Source organism: Pseudomonas danubii, from assembly GCF_042980055.1.
Classification (GTDB): Bacteria; Pseudomonadota; Gammaproteobacteria; order Pseudomonadales; family Pseudomonadaceae; genus Aquipseudomonas; species Aquipseudomonas danubii.
In genome coordinates, this window is sequence record NZ_CP116502.1 from 2,643,186 (window position 1) to 2,662,177 (window position 18,992).

20 protein-coding genes are annotated in these 18,992 nt (G+C 62.5%); 9 read left to right on the forward strand and 11 right to left on the reverse strand.

Going from position 1 to position 18,992, the window contains the following annotated elements; all coding sequences use genetic code 11:
* Positions 1-258: 258 nt before the first annotated feature.
* Positions 259-825 (forward strand): dCTP deaminase, encoded by a 567-nt coding sequence (dcd, locus tag PFZ56_RS12230; RefSeq protein WP_016965530.1) that lies wholly within the window; start codon positions 259-261, stop codon positions 823-825.
* 105 nt (positions 826-930) lie between these two features.
* Positions 931-1,143, forward strand: a complete 213-nt coding sequence (locus PFZ56_RS12235; RefSeq protein ID WP_102861446.1) for a hypothetical protein — start codon at positions 931-933, stop codon at positions 1,141-1,143.
* 69 nt (positions 1,144-1,212) lie between these two features.
* Here PFZ56_RS12235 and PFZ56_RS12240 read toward each other — a convergent pair whose 3' ends face one another.
* The 6 genes from PFZ56_RS12240 to PFZ56_RS12265 all read right to left on the reverse strand — a co-directional run bounded on the left by PFZ56_RS12240 (position 1,213) and on the right by PFZ56_RS12265 (position 8,183).
* A complete protein-coding gene (locus PFZ56_RS12240) occupies positions 1,213-1,977 on the reverse strand; it encodes an ABC transporter ATP-binding protein (RefSeq protein WP_110594985.1) in 765 nt (254 codons plus the stop codon).
* A 13-nt stretch (positions 1,978-1,990) separates the two neighbouring features.
* Positions 1,991-3,109: a succinylglutamate desuccinylase/aspartoacylase family protein gene (locus tag PFZ56_RS12245; RefSeq protein WP_170001049.1), complete on the reverse strand. Its 1,119-nt coding sequence runs from the start codon at positions 3,107-3,109 to the stop codon at positions 1,991-1,993.
* 23 nt (positions 3,110-3,132) lie between these two features.
* Positions 3,133-3,843, reverse strand: coding sequence for an ABC transporter permease (locus PFZ56_RS12250; protein WP_102861449.1), 711 nt, complete (start codon positions 3,841-3,843; stop codon positions 3,133-3,135).
* Positions 3,840-4,568 (reverse strand): ABC transporter permease, encoded by a 729-nt coding sequence (locus PFZ56_RS12255; RefSeq protein WP_102861450.1) that lies wholly within the window; start codon positions 4,566-4,568, stop codon positions 3,840-3,842. Before PFZ56_RS12255 ends, PFZ56_RS12250 begins: the two co-directional genes overlap by 4 nt.
* 56 nt (positions 4,569-4,624) lie before the next feature.
* Positions 4,625-5,407, reverse strand: coding sequence for a transporter substrate-binding domain-containing protein (locus tag PFZ56_RS12260; RefSeq protein ID WP_102878612.1), 783 nt, complete (start codon positions 5,405-5,407; stop codon positions 4,625-4,627).
* Between the two features lie 334 nt (positions 5,408-5,741).
* Positions 5,742-8,183 (reverse strand): penicillin acylase family protein, encoded by a 2,442-nt coding sequence (locus PFZ56_RS12265; RefSeq protein ID WP_394304636.1) that lies wholly within the window; start codon positions 8,181-8,183, stop codon positions 5,742-5,744.
* Positions 8,184-8,449: 266 nt separating this feature from the next.
* On the opposite strand from PFZ56_RS12265, the gene PFZ56_RS12270 reads away from it, so the two are divergent.
* Entirely contained in the window at positions 8,450-8,998 is a 549-nt protein-coding gene (locus PFZ56_RS12270; protein WP_102861453.1) for a cysteine hydrolase family protein, read from the forward strand.
* Positions 8,999-9,049: 51 nt separating this feature from the next.
* On the opposite strand, the gene PFZ56_RS12275 is transcribed toward PFZ56_RS12270, so the two are convergent.
* The 4 genes from PFZ56_RS12275 to PFZ56_RS12290 form a co-directional block, all read right to left on the reverse strand.
* Positions 9,050-9,250: an SEC-C metal-binding domain-containing protein gene (locus PFZ56_RS12275; RefSeq protein WP_007923047.1), complete on the reverse strand. Its 201-nt coding sequence runs from the start codon at positions 9,248-9,250 to the stop codon at positions 9,050-9,052.
* A 6-nt stretch (positions 9,251-9,256) separates the two neighbouring features.
* A complete protein-coding gene (locus PFZ56_RS12280) occupies positions 9,257-9,742 on the reverse strand; it encodes an LEA type 2 family protein (protein ID WP_102861454.1) in 486 nt (161 codons plus the stop codon).
* Positions 9,743-9,805: 63 nt separating this feature from the next.
* Positions 9,806-10,282, reverse strand: a complete 477-nt coding sequence (locus PFZ56_RS12285) for a YchJ family protein (protein WP_102861455.1) — start codon at positions 10,280-10,282, stop codon at positions 9,806-9,808.
* A 4-nt stretch (positions 10,283-10,286) separates the two neighbouring features.
* Positions 10,287-10,784: a DUF6231 family protein gene (locus PFZ56_RS12290; protein WP_102861456.1), complete on the reverse strand. Its 498-nt coding sequence runs from the start codon at positions 10,782-10,784 to the stop codon at positions 10,287-10,289.
* 190 nt (positions 10,785-10,974) lie between these two features.
* Here PFZ56_RS12290 and PFZ56_RS12295 point away from each other — a divergent pair, with 190 nt between their 5' ends.
* From PFZ56_RS12295 to PFZ56_RS12310, 4 genes are all read left to right on the forward strand, one after another.
* The gene (locus tag PFZ56_RS12295) at positions 10,975-11,667 is read left to right on the forward strand and encodes an OmpA family protein (RefSeq protein WP_110594989.1); all 693 of its coding nucleotides are present in this window, start codon (positions 10,975-10,977) and stop codon (positions 11,665-11,667) included.
* Between the two features lie 89 nt (positions 11,668-11,756).
* Positions 11,757-12,485 carry an OmpA family protein gene (locus tag PFZ56_RS12300; protein ID WP_110651998.1) on the forward strand — a complete coding sequence of 243 codons (729 nt, stop codon included), beginning with the start codon at positions 11,757-11,759 and terminating at the stop codon, positions 12,483-12,485.
* Between the two features lie 139 nt (positions 12,486-12,624).
* A complete protein-coding gene (locus PFZ56_RS12305) occupies positions 12,625-12,906 on the forward strand; it encodes a DUF1145 domain-containing protein (RefSeq protein ID WP_110651841.1) in 282 nt (93 codons plus the stop codon).
* Positions 12,899-13,657, forward strand: a complete 759-nt coding sequence (locus PFZ56_RS12310) for a collagen-like protein (protein WP_110651842.1) — start codon at positions 12,899-12,901, stop codon at positions 13,655-13,657. The genes PFZ56_RS12305 and PFZ56_RS12310 overlap by 8 nt, the downstream gene beginning before the upstream one ends.
* A gap of 56 nt (positions 13,658-13,713) precedes the next feature.
* Here PFZ56_RS12310 and PFZ56_RS12315 read toward each other — a convergent pair whose 3' ends face one another.
* A complete protein-coding gene (locus PFZ56_RS12315; RefSeq protein ID WP_110651843.1) occupies positions 13,714-14,178 on the reverse strand; it encodes a CopD family protein in 465 nt (154 codons plus the stop codon).
* A gap of 99 nt (positions 14,179-14,277) precedes the next feature.
* Between PFZ56_RS12315 and dinG the strand changes: the two genes are divergently transcribed.
* A complete protein-coding gene (gene dinG / locus PFZ56_RS12320; protein ID WP_102878618.1) occupies positions 14,278-16,422 on the forward strand; it encodes an ATP-dependent DNA helicase DinG in 2,145 nt (714 codons plus the stop codon).
* Between the two features lie 93 nt (positions 16,423-16,515).
* Complete coding sequence (locus tag PFZ56_RS12325; RefSeq protein ID WP_170002616.1) at positions 16,516-18,915, forward strand: beta-galactosidase; 2,400 nt, start codon at positions 16,516-16,518, stop codon at positions 18,913-18,915.
* Positions 18,916-18,992 lie beyond the last annotated feature (77 nt).

An 18,992-nucleotide genomic window follows, 5' to 3' on the forward strand; every position in this document is an offset into this window, starting at 1 on the left:
ATCGAAATTCAACATCGTGTAGAGATTCTCAGTGACACAAGCAGCACAGTGGCGCCACCTTAACCCTTTTTCCTGAACGTGCCAATGGCTAGGGCCAAGGTTTCTCGGTTTTCGTGACTGACGGCCCGTCGTTCGTCGCCGAACCCTTGAAAATCCTGGTGTCGGGCGAGAAAAACGTCCCGGACTTTGAACCCGACCCCGCGCCCCGGTAAGATGCCGGACAGATTTTTTTCACCTCGTTATTTCAGGACACCCGCCATGAGCATCAAATCGGACAAGTGGATTCGCCGCATGGCGCAAGAGCACGGCATGATCGAGCCCTTCGTAGAGCGCCAGATGCGTGGCGAAGGCCCGGATCGGCTGATCTCTTTCGGGGTGTCGAGCTACGGCTACGATGTGCGTTGCGCCGATGAATTCAAGGTGTTCACCAACATCAATTCGGCCACCGTCGACCCGAAGAACTTCGATGAAAAGAGCTTCGTCGACATCAAGAGCGACGTCTGCATCATCCCGCCAAACTCCTTCGCCCTGGCCCGTACCGTCGAGTATTTCCGCATTCCGCGCAACGTGCTGACCATCTGCCTGGGCAAGAGCACCTATGCCCGTTGCGGCATCATCGTCAACGTGACTCCGCTGGAACCCGAGTGGGAAGGCCACGTGACCCTGGAGTTCTCCAACACCACCACCTTGCCGGCCAAGATCTACGCCAATGAAGGCGTGGCGCAGATGCTGTTCCTGGAGTCGGATGAAGAGTGCGAAGTTTCCTACAAGGACCGTGGCGGCAAATACCAGGGCCAGCGTGGCGTGACCCTGCCGCGTACCTGATTGCGTCCGTCTGACAAATAGCGGGAATTCCTGAGCACACCCACACTCTATTGGGTGTATTTCCGGTATGCGCAAGGTGTACCGGGCACAGCTCAGGAGTGCCCCATGAAGATAGATCCGCGAATCAGCGCCACCTTGGCCAGGCTGGAACCCAATCAGGTTGGGGTATTGGCCTGGACCCTGCTGGCACATCCGCCTGTCAACATGGCAGGCGGCATTCCCGGTCAGCCCGACCCGGACTCTCCACAACCCCCAGAACCGACCGAACCTGGCGAGCCCACTTTGCCGGACGAGCCGCCGCCCGCGCCTGTGGCTTGAACTCACTGGATACCGTCAGTCGCCCCGTCCGCGACAATCTTGCGCGGACGGTGGCGTTCTACGCTGCCGCTATTTCAGGTTGCCACTGAGAAACTGCTGCAGGCGCTCGCTTTTCGGGTTGCCTAGCACCTCTTCAGGAGTGCCTTCCTCTTCCACCAAGCCCTTGTGCAGAAACAGCACCTGGCTCGACACCTTGCGGGCGAAGCTCATCTCGTGGGTGACCATGATCATGGTCCGGCCTTCCTCGGCCAGGCCCTGGATCACCTTGAGCACCTCGCCCACCAGCTCCGGGTCCAGGGCTGACGTGGGTTCGTCGAACAACATGACTTCCGGCTCCATGGCCAATGCCCGGGCGATGGCCACTCGCTGCTGCTGGCCGCCGGAGAGGAACGCCGGGTACTGGCCAGCGACGCGGGCCGGCAGGCCGACCTTGTCCAGATAGCGCCGGGCCCGTTCTTCGGCGTCCTTGTTACTGACTCCCAGCACCCGACGCGGGGCCATGGTGATGTTTTCCAGCACCGTCATGTGGCTCCACAGGTTGAAATGCTGGAACACCATCGCCAGGCGCGTACGAATCCGCTGCAGCTCGGCAGGATCGGCCACGTGCATGCCGTGGCGGTCGCTGACCATGCGGATCGGCTGGCCATCCAGGCTCATGGCGCCGTCGTCCGGGGTTTCGAGAAAGTTGATGCAACGCAGAAAGGTGCTTTTGCCCGAACCACTGGCGCCGATCAGGCTGATCACGTCACCGGTCTTGGCCTTCAGAGACACACCTTTGAGCACCTCATTATCGCCGTAGCATTTATGCAGGCCTTCAACGGTCAGTTTGTACATGGGGCTTGCATCCTCAAGGCGAAAGTAGATAGCCGCTGCGATAGGCCTCGCGGCCGGCGACATGGGCGATCACCATGCCGGCGGTGGCCATGCGCCGCAGCGAGCGGGCATACAGGAGCCCGGCATTGTTGCAATGGATAGGGGTAACCCGGTCATGGATCGGGTCGATGATTTCCGCCACCAACTGCCCGGCCTCCAGGTATTCCCCCGGTAGCGCAGCGAACACCAGCAGCCCGCCCATAGGCGTCGCTACCGGTTCGACCGCCGCCAGCGGCGTGGCCGGAAAGGGCAGCTCAGGCAGCGGCGGAACCTGGCCGGCAATGGCGCCGAAGCGGGTCAGGTAGTCCAGCATGGCCTGGCAGTCGAGGCTGGCCAGGCCGTGGTTGACGTCGCCCTGGCCACGCAGCTCGACCGTGACCGCAAAGGTGCCCGTGGGAATGGCGAAGTGTTCGCCGAAGCGCTGTTGCAGTTGCCACCACAGCAGGCTGAAGCACTCGTCGAACGACCAGGCCGCGGAGTCGGTGGCCAGGAGGCAGGCTTCTGCGCCGAGGTAGCGGGCCAATGGCTCTACCTGGGGCCAGGCTTCGGGGGTGGTGTACAGGTGCGCCACGGCTTCGAAGTCGCAGTGCAGGTCCAGCACCATGTCGGCATCGCAGGCCAGCCGTTGCAGGGCCAGTTGCAGGGACTGCAATTGCGTCTGTGGTCGTTGACGGCTCAGGGCATCGCTCAGGTGTCGGCGAATCAGGTCGAGGTTGTGCTGCGGATCGTGAGTGAGCAGCCCTTCGATGGCGTTGCCGACCTCTTCACTGAGGTCGACGAAGCCGCGATTGAAGTTCTGCCCGCTTTCCAGCTGGTAGCGCCCCAGTGGAACGTCCATCAACACCTGTTCCAGGCCCACCGGATTGGCCACCGGCACCAGGACTATTTCATGCAACAGGCGACCGGCGGCTTCCAGCTCCGTCAGGCGCTGCTTGAGGTGCCAGGCCACCAGCATGCCGGGCATTTCATCGGCATGCAGGGAGGACTGGATGTAGACCTTGCCTTGGGCCTGGGCGGGGCCGAAATGAAAACTGTGGACCTGGCGCGCGGTGCCCGGCAGCGGAGCGAGCAGGTCGTGGATCTCGTGGCGCATTGATGATTTCCCGGCAGCAAGTCCTAGTGGGTCGGCCCGAGGAAGGCCAGCCAGCGGCGTTCAGCGAGACGAAACAGGCCCACCAGGGTGAAGGTCACGCACAGGTAGATGATGGCGGCGATACCGAACGACTGAAACGTCAGGAAGGTCGCCGAGTTGGCGTCCCGGGCGATTTTCAGGATGTCGGGAATGGTCGCGGTAAAGGCCACCGTGGTGGAGTGCAACATCAGGATCACTTCGTTGCTGTAGTAGGGCAGCGAGCGGCGCAGGGCCGAAGGCATGATCACGTACGCATACAGCTTCCAGCCGCTCAAACCATAGGCCTTGGCTGCCTCCACTTCGCCGTGGGCCATGCTGCGGATCGCCCCGGCGAAAATCTCCGTGGTGTAGGCGCAGGTATTCAGGGCAAACGCGAGGATGGTGCAGTTCATCGCGTCGCGAAAGAACGCGTCGAGCAGCGGTTGCGCGCGGATCGCGGCGATGCTGTAGATCCCGGTGTAGCAAATCAGCAACTGGATATAGAGCGGTGTGCCGCGAAACAGGTAGGTGTAGAACTGCACCGGCCAGCGGATGTAGCGCTTGGGCGAAACCCGGGCGATGGACAGCGGGATCGACACCAAAAAGCCAATGCAGATCGAGGCCGTGAGCAGCCACATGGTCATGGCCAGCCCGGTCATGTGGTAACCGTCGCTGTAAAGGAAGGGACGCCAGTATTCCTGCAGAAGTTCGATCATCGCACGGCCTCCCGGGCGCCGGCGGCATAGCGCCGTTCAAGCTTGCGCAGGACGAAGTTGGAGGCGCTGGTGATCAACAGGTAGATTAGTGCCGCCAGGACCAGGAAGTAGAACAGCTGATAGGTGCTCTTGCCGGCATCCTGGGCGGCCTTGACCAGATCGGCCAGGCCGATGATCGACACCAGGGCCGTGGCCTTGAGCATCACCATCCAGTTGTTGCTGATGCCCGGCAGGGCGAAGCGCATCATCTGCGGGAAGACCACGAAGCGAAAGCGCTGGCCGCGCTTGAGGCCATAGGCGGTGGCCGCTTCTACCTGGCCCCGGGGCACGGCGAGGATCGCCCCGCGGAAGGTTTCGGTGAAATAGGCGCCATAGATGAAACCCAGGGTGATCACCCCGGCGCTGAAAGGGTTGATCTCGATGTATTCCCACTCCATGAAGTCGGTGAAGGAGGTCAGCCAGGTTTGCAGGCTGTAGAAAATCAGCAGCATCAGTACCAGGTCCGGCACCCCGCGGATCAGGGTGGTGTAAAGCTGGGCGGGGACCCGCAGCAAGGCAACGCTGGAGAGTTTGGCACTGGCGCCGAGCAGGCCGAGCAAGACGCTGACCAGGAGCGACAACACCGATAACTTGATGGTCATCCAGGTGCCTTCCAGCAGCAGGGGGCCGAACCCCTTCAGGCTGAAGGCGGAAAGCCCCAGGTTTTTTAGAAGTTCTTCGAGCATTGATCAGTGACCCGTGGCGATAAAAAAGGCGCCCATCGAGGATGGGCGCCGGCAGGTTATTTACCGCTGTAGAGGTTCAGGTCACCGAAGTGTTTTTTCTGGATGGTGGCGTAGGTGCCATCATCGTGTAACGCTTTGATACCTTTATCCAGGAGCGCTTTCAGCTCTTTGTTACCTTTTGAGATACCGATGGCGGTCTTGGACGGCAGCAGTGGGTCATCCACCGGCTTGCTGACTTCGTAGCCCGCGCCCTGCGGCGATTTGAGGAAGCCCAGTTCGGCTTGCAGCATGTCCTGGATCGAGGCATCCAGGCGCCCTGAAGTCAGGTCGGCATAGACCTGATCCTGGTTCTGATAGGCCTGGGTCTTGACTCCTGCCTTGTCCAGTACGGCCTTGGCATAGGCTTCCTGAATGGTGCCCTGCTCATAGCCCACGGTCTTGCCCTTGAGCGAGGCGGTGTCTGCGCTCAAGCCCGAACCTTTCTTGAACACGAACGAGGTGGGACCGGAGAACAGCTCGTTGGAGAAGTCGATGACTTTTTCCCGGGCTGCAGTGACGGTCATGGACGAGATCACACCGTCGAATTTATTGGCTTTCAGCCCGGGAATCATGCCGTCGAAGTCACTTTCGACCCATTTGCACTTGACCTTCAGCTCGGCACAGATGGCGTTGCCCAGGTCGATGTCGAAGCCCACCAGGCTACCGTCGGCGGCCTTGGACTCGAAGGGGGCATAGGACGGATCGACGCCAAAGCGCAGTTCCTTGTATTCCTTGGCCAGCGCGGAGCCGGCGGCCATGCAGAGAGCCAGTGCGGAAAGGGTCAGCAATGCTTTTTTCATTATTCAATCCCTAAGAACCAATATGAGCGCTTGTGGCGCATGAGTACTGTTACTGGAACGCATAAGACTTATTGAAAGTAGCAATTTCCGAACCAGAGCCCCGAACAAGTGTTTTAAAAGCAGTTGGCAACACCTGGGCAAGGCCTGTTGTGCACTGAAAGGAGGCGTGTGGGCGGCGCGGCGCCAAGAGGGGGCGGCGATGCTGGGGAGCGGACTACGAGGCGCTGCAGAGCGCATGTCCGCTGGTTTGGGCGCTGGCGTCTGGAGAGCTAGTGATCGTTATGGGGCGACACCGCTGGCGCAGGATGCGCCAGCGGGTTCGGCCGGGGGGAGGTTACTTGCCCGGGACCAGGGTCAGGCGGGTCTTGCCGTAGCTGCGTTCGAAGTTCTGCGGTTGCATCGGGAAACTCAGGTACTGGGCCTTGAGCCAGCCGTCGATGCCGTTGGCGTAGTTCGGGCTCACCGGGTTGCTGGATTGGCCACTGCTGTTGAGACCCATCAGCGGCTCGCTCAGCGCGAAGTCGACGACGAAACGCAGGGCCGGGGTCGTGGTGATGGCAAAGTCCTGTCCCCAGCGATAGCCGGCGCTGTTGACGGTGTTCTGGTCGCCACCGGCCTGCAAGGGGGCGCGTATCGCCTGGCCGCTGTTGCGGGTCCAGCGGTAGCTGTGCAACTTGCCCCACTGCCAGGCCTTGCGGTCCGTGCCCAGCAGTTGCTCGCCCGAACTGATGGCCGCCGCCAGGCTGCGGGCGATAATGGCCGGCTTGTCCTCTTTTTGCCCGTTGCGCGAGTCGCCCCAGAACGGGCTGTCTTCCCGGCTCAGAAGATGGTCGGCCTGGGCCGGATAGGACAGGCCCGCATTGGCAACGAACGCCTGCCAGGCAACGCCGGGCTCCGGACCGAGCTGTTTGAGGAAGGTCTGCTTGGCGCTTTCCTGGAGGAACAGTTCGTAGAGCGCGGCGTCGGCGGACCCGGCGCTGAGCTTGCCGTCGAACGCCATCAGTCGGCTGTAGGCTTCCCGGGCCTTGGCGCGGTCTGCCTCAGGCAGGGCGTCGATGGCGTTTTTCAGCGGCAGGGCCATGCCCGGCGCCTCGAACATCATCTTCAACTTGGCGGCGAACAGGGTGGTCTGGTCGTACTGCAGGGCAATCAGGCTGCGGTTGTCCTGCTTGCCGCCCGACAGCCATTGGCCGATGCGCTCGGCCCGCTCCGGAGCGTCCCAGGAGTTGGACAGCTGCATGCCGTAACCGCGGGGGATGACCCGCTGATTGGCGGTGGCGATCCAGCCTTGCGCCGGGTCCTGGTCATAAGGGTGGAGCATCGGGTCGGCGTAGCCATCCCAGTCATAGCGTCCGTCCCAGCCGGGAGAGGGCAGCAGGCCTTCGCCTTCGCGGCGGTTGGGGAAGCGCCCGGTGACCTGCCAGCCGATGTTGCTGGCATCGGCGTAGACCATATTCAGGGCAATGGCGCGGATCTCGCGGCTGGCGTCGGAGGCCTTCTCCACATTCTGGGCCCGTGACAGATCGAAGAACGCATCCAGGCTCCTGTCGTCCTTGAGCTCCGGCATTTGCAGCGCCAGGCCGTAGCCACTGGCCAGGGCATTGTTGGCGTTGATCCCCAGGGTGCTGTTGAGCAGCGGACCGTGGCGGGTTTCGTACACCGCTTCGCGAATTGGCCGCTGGCCTTTGACGAAGTAGGTCTCGTTGCGAACGATGACCGGCTGCCATTTTCCGTTGTTCTGGTAGTACAGAGCGTTGCCCTGGCGTTTGAGTTTTTCCAGGAACAGGTCCTGGTTGTCGCCCATCGCCGAGCTCATGCTCCAGGCCAGCTTGCCGTTGAAGCCTTGCAGAATGGCCGGTAGACCAGCGATCGAGGCCCCGGCCGCCTGATATTTCGGCGCGCGGATCTGTACGTAGTACCAGGCGCCGATCTGGCTATCGCTGGCCAGCAGGCTGCGACCGCTGCGAGCGCGCTGCGGGGCGACGGCCAGGTTGCTGCCGGCGGTGACACCCAGTGAGTTGAGGGTCGACATCTGCTTGGCGGCCAGGCTGAGTTCACTCAAGCCCGGCACATGCAAGGCCAGCCCCTTGAGCTTGTCGGCCTCGGCCGTGGGCAGCGGTTCATCGGGGTAGCTCGGGGTCAGCCAGGGCAGTTTGTCGCTGCCGACCTTTTGTGCCAGTACCAGGCTGTTGATCTCTTCCAGCAGATTGGCGGACTGGCCGAAATTCAGCAGGCAGAAAATCAGTGCCGAATCCTCGGCCTTCCAGTATTCAGGGATGTAGCCGCGGGCGGCCAGGTCTGGCGGCAGCTTGTCGCGGTAGCGGAACAGGTAGGCGTTGACGCCTCGAGCGTAGACCTCGAAGAAACGCTTGATCCGTGGTGATGAGGCCTTGTACAGCTCGTCGGCGCTTTTCTTCAGATTCACCGCGCGCATCAGGCGGTCGACTTCCAGCACCTCGGCGCCGGACATCTCCGCCAAGCGGCCCTGGGCCAGCAGGCGCAGGGTGACCATCTGCTCGATACGATCGCTGGCGTGTACATAGCCCAGGGTGAACAGCGCGTCGTGGAAACTGTTGCTTTCGATCAGCGGTACACCGACGACGCTACGCCTAACCGAAACATTCTGCGCCAGGCCCTTGAGGGGCTGTACGCCGGAGGTGGGTGGCAGGCTGTTTTGAGTGTTCCAGGACTGGCAACCGGCCAGGCTGAGAGCACCGGCCACTGCCGCGGCAACGCCGAACCGGGGAAGAAAATGTGAGAGGGCTGGCGAGGCCATGGCAAAGCTCCTGCGGGGGGTAGCGTCGATAAAGGCGCTACGTTAGTGAGCAGGCGAGTGCCGCGCAAGCGGGGGCTGGAGGTATTTCTTGACCGCGCCACAAATAGCCAGCGCCGGAGCGCCGTCATCTGTCGTTTCATGCTCGACGATGGCACGACAGCAAGCGTCTGCATTAGGTCGTGCGGTGTGTAATGAGTGGCTTGCCTGTCACAGCAGGTGATGTTGAAGTTGGCAAAATTCAATGACGCTCCAACGGAGAATGTTGCATGCCCATTCCGGCCGACACCGCGCTGCTAATCATCGATCAACAGCAAGGCATCCTGCATCCCCGGCTCGGTCCACGAAACAATCCCGAGGCAGAGGAGCGGATGCTCGAGTTGCTGGCCCATTGGCGCTCCCGGGGTTGGCCGGTGATCCATGTGCAGCATCTGTCGCGCTCGACGGATTCGGTGTTCTGGCCCGGGCAGTCCGGCGTGGAATTTCAGCCGCGTTTTCGTCCGCAAACGGGGGAGGGACTGATTCAGAAACAGGTGCCGGATGCCTTTTGTGGCACCTCGCTGGAGGCGGATCTGCGCCAGCAGGGGATCGGGCAGTTGGTGATAGTCGGTGTGGCCACCAACAATTCGGTGGAGTCGACGGCGAGAACCGCCGGTAACCTGGGCTTTGCGGTATGGGTGGTGGCCGACGCCTGCTTCACCTTCGACAAGCGCGACTTTGCCGGTCGAGCCCGTTCTGCCGAGGAGGTGCATGACATGTCGCTGGCCAACCTGCACGGCGAGTACGCCACGGTGTTGAACCTGGCGCAGCTTTTTTAGGAGAGGCCGGACGACGACGTGGCGCGGACAGGCCTCTACTGCGCGATCAGATCAAGCGCCGTGGCACTTCTTGAACTTCTTGCTGCTGCCGCATGGGCAAGGATCGTTGCGGCCAACGTCTTTCAGCGCGTTGCGCACGGGTTCCTGGTGGGCGTGGTTGCAGTGCGGACCGTGAACATGGCCATGGTCATGATCGTGGTGGTCATGATCGTGGTTGCAGTCCGGGCCATGGACATGAGGTTGCTGGGTCATTGCGGGTTACTCCGGGATAAAATCGCCGGGAATTATCACGCCATTGCGCTTCAGGTGCACGTCCTGGCCGATGAATAATCCGATTTCCAGCTCCCCTTCGAGGCGATAGGGGATCGGCCGTTCGGGCTTGCGCAACAGTTTCACCACATCCCGGATCTGCGGCCAGAGATTGGTGCGCACCGGCACCTTGAAGTAGCGGCTGCTGTGGGGCGTGACGGTGAACCAGTGTTCATGCTCGCCCTCGCTGAGCAGAAAACGCTCCAGGTAGACCCGGTAGGTCAAGCGGCGCACGGTCAGGTCGCTGTCATTGGGATTGTCGACCCGCAGGTGCAGGGTGAAGCGCTGCTCCAGCAGGTTGGCCTTGACCACTTCGACCTTGACCAGGTGGACCGCAGGGGCCAGGTCCTCATCGGTGAACCAGGACGCGCATCCCGACAGGCTCAATAGTCCGAACAGGCAGACGGCCCGTAGTGCGCGCAGTTCACCGATCATTGCAAGACTCCCTTTGAACCCCCTGTACCCGTCCTGGGCATGGGGTGCCTGGCCTGCAAAGGCTCAGCGTGTGAAATAGCCGGCGCAGCACTTCTTGAATTTTTGCCCGCTACCACAGGGGCAGGCGTCGTTGCGTCCGGCATTCAGGGGCACGGTGGGGTCGATGAAATACCAGCGTCCATGATTCTGCACGAAGGACGAGCGTTCGCGATGGCTGTGTTCGCCCTGGTTGTCATGCCAGCGCGCAGTGAAGGTGACGAAGGCATGTTCGGGCTGACCGCCGAAGACCTCCGAGCTTTCTACCTCCAGCCCCAGCCAGGTGCTTTGTGCGCTCCAGTCACTGATGGATTGGCGATCCAGGCCTGCCTGTTGTACGGGCAGTGTGGTGGCCAGCAGGTAGTCCACTTGCCCCAGTACATAGGCGCTGTAGCGCGAACGCATCAGGGCTTCGGCGCAAGGGGCGGGATGACCGGCGTGGTAGTGGCCGCAGCAGGCGTCCAGCAGGTTGCCGCTGCCACAAGGACAAATCGAGGCGCTCATTGTGTTACCACCAATACTTTCCAAAGTTTTCCGGGTTCGCCCAGAAGCGAGCGTTGAGCCAGTCGGGCACTTGTTTGTATTCAAGCAGATCATAGGTAAACAGGGTCAGCACCTGTTCGTCCCGCTGGAAGCGTTCACTGGCCTGCAGCGCCAGGGAGAAAAAGTCGGTCTCCTGCCAGCCGCAGGCACTCAGGTCGGCCAGCACGGCAATCCGGCTGGCATTGAGGTTGCGAATGCCCCCAAGCAGGTTCAGGCCATCGCGCTTGGGCAGGTGCTCCAGGCAATCCACCGCCAGGGCCAGGTCGAAACGCCGTGCAGCCAGCTCCGCAGGTAAGGGGCCGGGGGCCGCCTGAGCCACCTCGGTAGCGGGATGAGCCTCCTTGAATGCGGCCAGGGCGGGGAAGTCGCTGGCGCCGATCAGCAGCAGCTGTTGGGGGGCGTAACGGTCCAGCAAGGCCGCCAGAGCCTGCTGGGGGGTACGGGTAGAAATTCCGGCGCTCATTGTAGCTCCTCGATCAGAACGCCCAAGACTAGCGTGCTGGCACCCTCGGGCCTAGAGCGGTTCGCCACTAAATCGGCGAACCTCCCGTATTTACGGGGCGAAATCACTGATAGCCCGGTGCTGGCGCAGATGAAATGTGCAGTCTTTACTCCGTGAATCGGCCTCGAGCCGATCCCTCAGGAGAAATCAGATGAGCATCATTCGGACGGCAGTACCCTTGGTTCTGTTAACCAGTGTGTTGACTGGTTGTGCAGGTTTGCAGAAAACCGACTGGCCAACCTGTGCCGCAGTCGGCGGCGTCACGGGCGCGGCGTTGGGCGCCACCGAAAGCGCCTCGTGGGCGGGTGGTGGCGCACTGTTGGTCGGTGGTCTGGCAGGTGCCTACTGCTGGGTAAAAGGCGATGGCGACGAAGACGGCGATGGCGTGCCGGACAGCCGCGACAAGTGCCCGCATACCCCCAAAGGTGTACAGGTCGATGCCGACGGTTGCCCACCGCCGCCACCACCGGTGGTGGAAGAAGTCGTGGTGGTCAAGGAGGAAACCATCGTCATCCGCGATGTCTACTTCCATTTCGACTCGGCCAAGTTGACCGACGCCGACAAGACCAAGCTCAACACCATCGTGAGCCGCCTGAAACAGGAAGCGCCGACTGCACAGCTGCGCGTGACCGGCCACACCGACAGCGTCGGCAGCGATGCCTACAACCAGAAACTCTCGGACAAGCGTGCCCACTCGGTCGTGGACTATCTGATCAGCAACGGCATTCCCCGCAACAGTTTCGTGTCAGTGACCGGAGCCGGTGAAAGCAAGCCGGTGGCGGACAACAAGACGGCCGCGGGCCGGGCGATGAACCGTCGTACGGAGATCCAGATCAACCGCTGAAACCCTTTGCCTGCGCGGCTTGTGCAGCCGTCGATGGCAGTCTTTACTCCTGTGTGACCGGTCTTGCCGGTGACACAGGAGCATTCATGATGAACCTTCTTCCTCGGGCCGTTTTCCCGGTCCTGTTGCTCGGCGGCCTACTGACAGGTTGCGCAACCCACAGTGATGGCACTGCTCCCCTCAACCAACGCACCTGGCCCCTATGTAGTCTGCTCGGCGGGCTGGCCGGCGGTGGCTTGGGAGCGATCGAGAGTGGTAGTTGGGCGGCTGGAGGCGCGGCCCTGGGGCTGATCGGTGGTGGCCTGATCTGTTATGCCCAGGATGGCGACGAGGATGGCGATGGGGTATTCGATCGTCGCGATCGTTGCCCGGACACGCCTTCCAACACGGCGGTGGATAATCGCGGTTGCCCGATGCCCGAGTATCCGGCAGTGGTCAAGGCGCCGGAGCCTGAGGTAGCAGCGCCTGCGGAAGTGATCACCCTCAGTGACCAGGGCAATGTGCTGTTCGCCTTCGACTCCGCGGAGTTGACCGCCGAGGCGCGCAGCCAGCTGCAGGGACTTATGGCCAAGCTGGCCAATGCCGATGTGGTCAGCATCAAGGTGCTCGGGCATACCGACAGCCAGGGTTCCGATGCCTATAACCAGAAGCTCTCGGAGCGCCGCGCTAGCAGTGTCGTCGCCTTTCTTGTTGGCCAGGGCGTGGCGTCGGAAAAAATCAGCAGCCAGGGCCTGGGAGAAAGTCAGCCGGTAGCGGATAACGACAGTGAGCAGGGGCGAGCAACGAATCGTCGCGTGGAACTGCATCTCCAACGTTGAAACGAGGCGGTCCGGGTCGGCGATCCTCGCCGATCGGGCCGCTAAACAGACGCTTCGGGAAGAATTTTCATCGACCTCTGGCGTATCCCCGGGGTAAGTCGTTACTGTGCGCGCAAAGAATAATTCACAAGGGGAGCCTATGAAGGTCTTATGGGGGGCGGGGAAGTTTCTGACCTTGGTCTTTTGGCTGGTGGTGTTGATCAATCTGGTCAATCCATTGATCAATCCGTTGCACCTGCTGGTCAACCTGGCGGGTAGCCTGTTGCTTTTGACCCATTTGCTGGAACTGCTGCTGTTCAATGGCAGCCTCAAGGAGCGTGCACATCCCTGGCGTGATCGTTTACACATCCTGCTGGTGGGGATCTTCCACCTGCAAACCCTTCCCGCTGCTGCTCCTGTTGCCGAGACCGACCATGCGTAAGCTTTGCCTGCTGGCCCTGTTCTGCAGTCCTCTGGCCGTGGCCCAGGTGGTCCAGGTTGAAACCAACTCCTTCATGCGCCTGCCCAATGCCGCCAGCACCCTGCAGCTGGAGCGTCTGGACGTGGCGGACTACGGCACCTTGCTGATTCCGGCCAATGTCACCGAACTCAAGGTCGACGACCTGCATCTGGGACGTGACGCGCGGATCGCCATCGTGCCTACCGGGCAAAGCCTGCAACTGATTGTCCGCCATGCGCAGTTGGAGAGCGGCAGCCAGATCAGCTCCCGTGGTGCACCGGGCACCTATGAGAAGGTGGCCAAGCCGGGGCGCAATCTGAACCTGCGAATCGAGTCCTTGAAGGCCGAGCAATTGTTCGTGGATGCCCGCGGTGGCAAGGGGGCTCCCGGTTACGTCGGCCTTGATGGCGCCAATGGCCAGGAGCCGGGTTGCACCTGGGGGCAGGCCGGGCGCGGTGCCGACGGTGACAACGGCGGTGACGGCCGGCCCGGGGCTTCGGGCGCCGTGGTCCGGTTGGAGTTGCCCCGTGATTACCCCAGCGAGCAGATCAAGGTCCTGGTCGATGGTGGCGCCGGCGGCCTGGCCGGTGCTGGCGGCAAACCGGGCGCCGGGGGCAAGTCCAAGGGCTGCCTGGTTTACCGAACCGACGGCGGCAAAAGCGGGCGTCCCGGTGCTCAGGGGCAGCCGGGCCCTGTGGGCGAGGCGGGGTCACTGACGGTCCAGCGCTTGTAGTCAACTTCGAAAGATGGATTGTTCCAGCCGCCCGCTCCTGTAGCGGGCGGTTGCTTTCAGAAGCTTGGCCGGGCCGCTGCCAGGGCCACCAGTACCAGGCCGATGATCAGGTTGCTGCCCACCAGCCGGCGGATCTTGCCCAGCGCCGCGGCGCCCGCCGGCCAGTCCTGCGCCGCGACGGCCTTGCGCAGCTCCGGCAGTTGCAGGGACTGGATGCGGATGAACAGGGCGGTCATCACCAGATACAGCCCCATCATGATCTGCACATACTTCGGTGCGGTTTCAAAGCCGCTGAAGCGCAAATGCAGCAGGCCGATACCGCTGATCGGCAGCAGCACCACGGCGAACCAGACCCAGACGAAAAAACGCGGAAACACTTGCACCCAGAGCTGCAGTCGCGCCGGTCCCTCAAGGGCCGCCACGGCTGCCGGGCGCAGGACCATCCAGGCGAAAAACATGCCGCCGACCCAGACCAGGGCGGCCAGTACATGCAAGGTGTAGGCAAGGGCGAAAGCGGTCATTCGGGTACTCCGTTCTGCGCGACATGAATTAGCGGGGTATGATAGCGGCCGATTCGAACCACTGAAAATTTATCCAGCGTTTTGTGCGCCCGAAAAACCATGATCAGCAACGAACTCAAAACCACGATCCAGGGCGCCTACTCGCGTTTTCTCGAAGCCAAGAGCCTCAAGCCGCGTTACGGCCAGCGCCTGATGATTGCCGAAGTGGCCAAGGTCCTGGGTGATATCGACACCGACGACGAGGGCCGGCGCAGTGGCGACCCGGCGGTCGTCGCGGTGGAAGCCGGCACCGGTACTGGCAAGACCGTGGCCTACAGTCTGGCGGCCATTCCCACGGCCAAGGCCGCCGGCAAGCGCCTGGTGATTGCCACCGCCACCGTCGCCCTGCAGGAACAGATCGTCTACAAGGACCTGCCGGACCTGATGCGCAACAGCGGGCTGAACTTCAGCTTCTCCCTGGCCAAGGGCCGCGGGCGCTACATGTGCCTGTCCAAGCTCGACATGCTGCTTCAGGAAGGCCACGCGCAGACCGCCACGGCCCAGCTGTTCGAGGAAGAAGGCTTCAAGATCGAAGTGGATGAAGCCAGCCAGAAGCTGTTCACCAGCATGATCGAGAAGCTCGCCGGGAATAAATGGGACGGTGACCGCGACAGCTGGCCCACCGCCCTGGAAGACGCCGATTGGGCACGCCTGACCACCGACCACAGCCAGTGCACCAATCGACACTGCCCGAACTTCGGCCAGTGCGCCTTCTACAAGGCTCGGGAAGGCATGGGCAAGGTGGACGTGATCGTCACCAACCATGACATGGTCCTGGCCGACCTGGCCCTGGGCGGCGGCGCGGTGCTGCCGGACCCGCGCGACACCCTCTATGTGTTCGACGAAGGCCACCACTTGCCGGACAAGGCCATCGGCCACTTTGCCCATTACACCCGGCTGCGCTCCACCGCCGACTGGCTGGAGCAGACCGCCAAGAACCTCACCAAGTTGCTGGCCCAGCACCCGCTGCCGGGGGATCTGGGGCGCTTGATCGAGCAAGTGCCGGAGCTGGCGCGGGAGATCAAGACCCAGCAGCAGTTCATGTTCAGCGCCTGCGAGCAGATCGCCGACTTCAAGACCGGCGAAGACATGGAAGGCCGCGAACGGCCACGCCATCGCTTCGTCGGCGGGCTGATTCCCGACCACATGCGCGAGATGGGCATCGAGTTGAAGAAGGGCTTCTCCCGTCTCACCGATCTGTTCACCCGCCTCACTGAGCTGCTCAAGGAAGGCATGGATGGCGAGGTCAATATTGGCATCGCCAGCAACCAGGCCGAAGAGTGGTATCCGCTGTTCGGTAGCCTGCTGGCGCGGGCGTCGGGCAACTGGGAACTGTGGACCGCGTTCACCATCGAGGACCCGGAAGACAATCCGCCCATGGCCCGTTGGCTGACCCTGGCCGAGAGCGGCTCGCTGTTCGACATCGAGGTCAACGCCAGCCCGATCCTCGCAGCGGAGATGCTCCGACGCAATTTGTGGAACGTGGCCTACGGCGCCCTGGTGACGTCGGCGACCCTGACCGCCCTGGGCACCTTCGACCGCTTCCGCATGCGTGCCGGGCTGCCGAAGAAAGCCGTGACTGCGGTGGTACCCAGCCCGTTCCATCACGCTGATGCCGGGGTGTTGCGAGTGCCTGACCTGCGTGCCGATCCGCGGGATGCGCCGGCGCATACGGCGGCGATCATCCGCGACCTGCCGGAATTGGTGGAAGGCTCCCGGGGCACTCTGGTGCTGTTCTCCTCGCGCAAGCAGATGCAGGACGTGTTCGACGGTCTGGATCGGGATTGGCGCAAGCAGGTGTTCATCCAGGGCAACCTGTCCAAGCAGGAAACCCTCAACAAGCACAAGGCCCGGGTCGACGGTGGCGATTCCAGCGTGCTGTTCGGCCTGGCGAGCTTTGCCGAAGGGGTGGACTTGCCCGGTGCTTACTGTGAGCACGTGGTGATCGCCAAGATCCCGTTCTCGGTACCGGATGATCCGGTGGAAGCGGCGCTGGCGGAATGGATCGAGGCCCGGGGTGGCAATCCATTCATGGAAATCTCGGTGCCGGATGCTTCTCTCAAGCTGGTTCAGGCCTGCGGCCGTCTGCTGCGCACCGAGCAGGACCGCGGCACCATCACCCTGCTGGACCGCCGCCTGGTCACCCAGCGCTATGGCAAGGCTATCCTCAATGCCTTGCCGCCATTTCGCCGAGAAATATCATAAGCAAGGCGCGCACCTTTGCGCGCCTTGCTGTCTATTTCATATCACCGCTTCAGCACCGGCCGTTTATCGGTCTTTAGGGAGAGCCAGGTTCATATGATTCGCCGTTCGTTGCCCGCTGTATTTGCCCTGTTGTTTACCGCGCCTGTGTGGGCGGCCCCGACCGGACAACAGACGCTGTTCAACTTTGTCCGGCCTGCCGCTGTGGTGCAGGTGGCGACACAAGATGCCAGCCTGCCGCAGTCCAACGCGGAGCAAACGGCCGAAGGCGAAGTGCTGCGGCGCATCATCTTCAACCCGACCAGTCGGCCCAGCCTGACCCTGACGCCCCAGAGCGGCGCTTGGGACTGGTCGCAGTCGGGGATGATGAGCCTGCGCATCCAGAGCGCCATGAACTGGGCCCTGACCCTCTATGTGACCATTCAAAGCAACGACGGCAAGACCCTGGTCAGCCGCGTCGATCTGCCCGCGGGGCCGGCGCAGACCCTGCTGGTGCCATTGGTGGCCAACACTCCCCTGAGCCAGGGCATGAAGGCCGCGCCGCCGATGCCGATGACCGTGGACGGCCAGCGCATCCTGCTGGCCAGCAGCGAGGGACAATTGGACCGCAGCCAGGTGGTGTCGGTGACCTTGTCCCTGGATAGCCCCAAGGCCGCTCAGAGTATTCTCCTCGAGCGCTTTGGCGTGCAGGACGGCGAGGGCGTGATCAAGGCGGTCTACGGTTCCCTGGTGGATGGCTACGGCCAGTCGACCCGGTCCCGCTGGCCGGAAAAGATTACCAGCGACGATCAGCTCAAGGCGGCCGATGCCAAGGAACAGCAGCAACTCAAGGCGTGGCTTGGCGAGCGCGAGAAGACTTCCCTGGACAAGTTTGGCGGCTGGGACAAGGGCCCGAGCTTCAAGGCCAGCGGCTTCTTCCGCACGGAAAAGCGTGACGGGCGCTGGTTCCTGGTGACTCCGCAAGGTCACCCGTTCTACTCCCTGGGCGTCAACACCGTGGCCCCGGATAACAGCCAGACCTATGTCGCCGGGCGTGAGTGGATGTTCAGCGCCTTGCCCAAGGATGGCGAGCCCCTGGCGAGCCATTACGGTGAGGGCGACAACCGTGGCGGCAACGGCGCCGACCGGGGACGTGGTTACAACGCCGGCCGCTGGTACGACTTCTATCGGGCCAACCTGCAACGTACCTACAGCGCCCCCTGTGCAATGGCCAGCGAAGCTCCGGCCGAAGCCTCCAGTACCGAGCGCAAGCCAGCGGCGCCTGAAGCCGCCGCAGTCCCATGCGCGGCACCGACCTTCGATGAGCGACGCTGGGTCAGCCACACCCTGGACCGCTTGCAGGCCTGGGGATTCAACACCATCGGCAACTGGAGCGCCCCGGCGCTAGGGGCGGCCGACCGGGTGCCCTACACCTTGCCGCTGTCGATCGTGGGTGATTACGCCAGCATCAGCACGGGCAGTGATTGGTGGGGCGGCATGCCGGACCCCTTCGATCCGCGCTTTGCCATGGCCACCGAGCGCGCCGTGGCCATCGCCGCCCGCGACCATCGGGATGATCCCTGGCTGATTGGTTATTTTGCCGACAACGAGCTGGCCTGGGCCGGTCCCGGTGATGATCCGAAAGCCCGCTATGCCCTGGCCTACGGCACCCTGCGTCTGACCACCGATGTGCCGGCCAAACGGGCCTTCCTCAAGCAACTGCGGGACAAATATCGTAACCAGGCGGGCCTGTCGAAAGCCTGGGGCATCGATCTGCCGGCCTGGGAGTTGATGGAAGACCCGGGTTTCGTGCCGCCACAGCCAAGTCCCGAACACCCGGAGATCGAGGCTGACTTCAAGTATTTCCAGAAAGTCTTTGCCGAGACCTATTTCAAGACCATCGCCGACTCGCTGAAGTGGCATGCCCCCAACCATCTGCTGCTGGGCGGTCGCTTTGCCGTCAGCAATCCCGAGGCGGTGGCGGCCTGTGCCCAGTACTGCGATGTGCTGAGCTTCAACATGTACACCCTCAAGCCTCAGGACGGTCAGGACTTTGCGTACCTGCGCAGCCTGGACAAGCCGGTGCTGGTGACCGAGTTCAATTTCGGCTCCCGGGATCGTGGCCCGTTCTGGGGCGGGGTGACCGAGCTGGCTCGGGAGGAAGATCGTGGGCCGGCCTACGCCAACTTCCTCAAACAGGCCGTGAGTGAGCCATCGATTGTCGGTGTGCATTGGTTCCAGTATCTCGACCAACCGGTAACCGGACGTCTGCTGGACGGTGAAAATGGCCATTTTGGCCTGGTGGGCATTACCGATGTGCCCTTCCAGGGTTTTGTCGACAATGTGCGCAAGAGCAACCTGCAGGCGATTGAACAACTGGCCAAGGAAACACAGAAGGCCCGGGTTCAGGCGCAGCAGGCTGAAGCCGCCGAGCATGGCAGCGAGGAAGCGGGCAAGGGCCACGAAGGCAAGGGCGCGGGTGAGCACGCTGGCGGCCATTCCGCTAACGGTCATTGATCGATCCGGGGCTCTGCCGCGCTGCGCAGAGCTCCGTTGGCTGTTCCCAAATCCGTTTCGGGCTGGAACAATGCGCG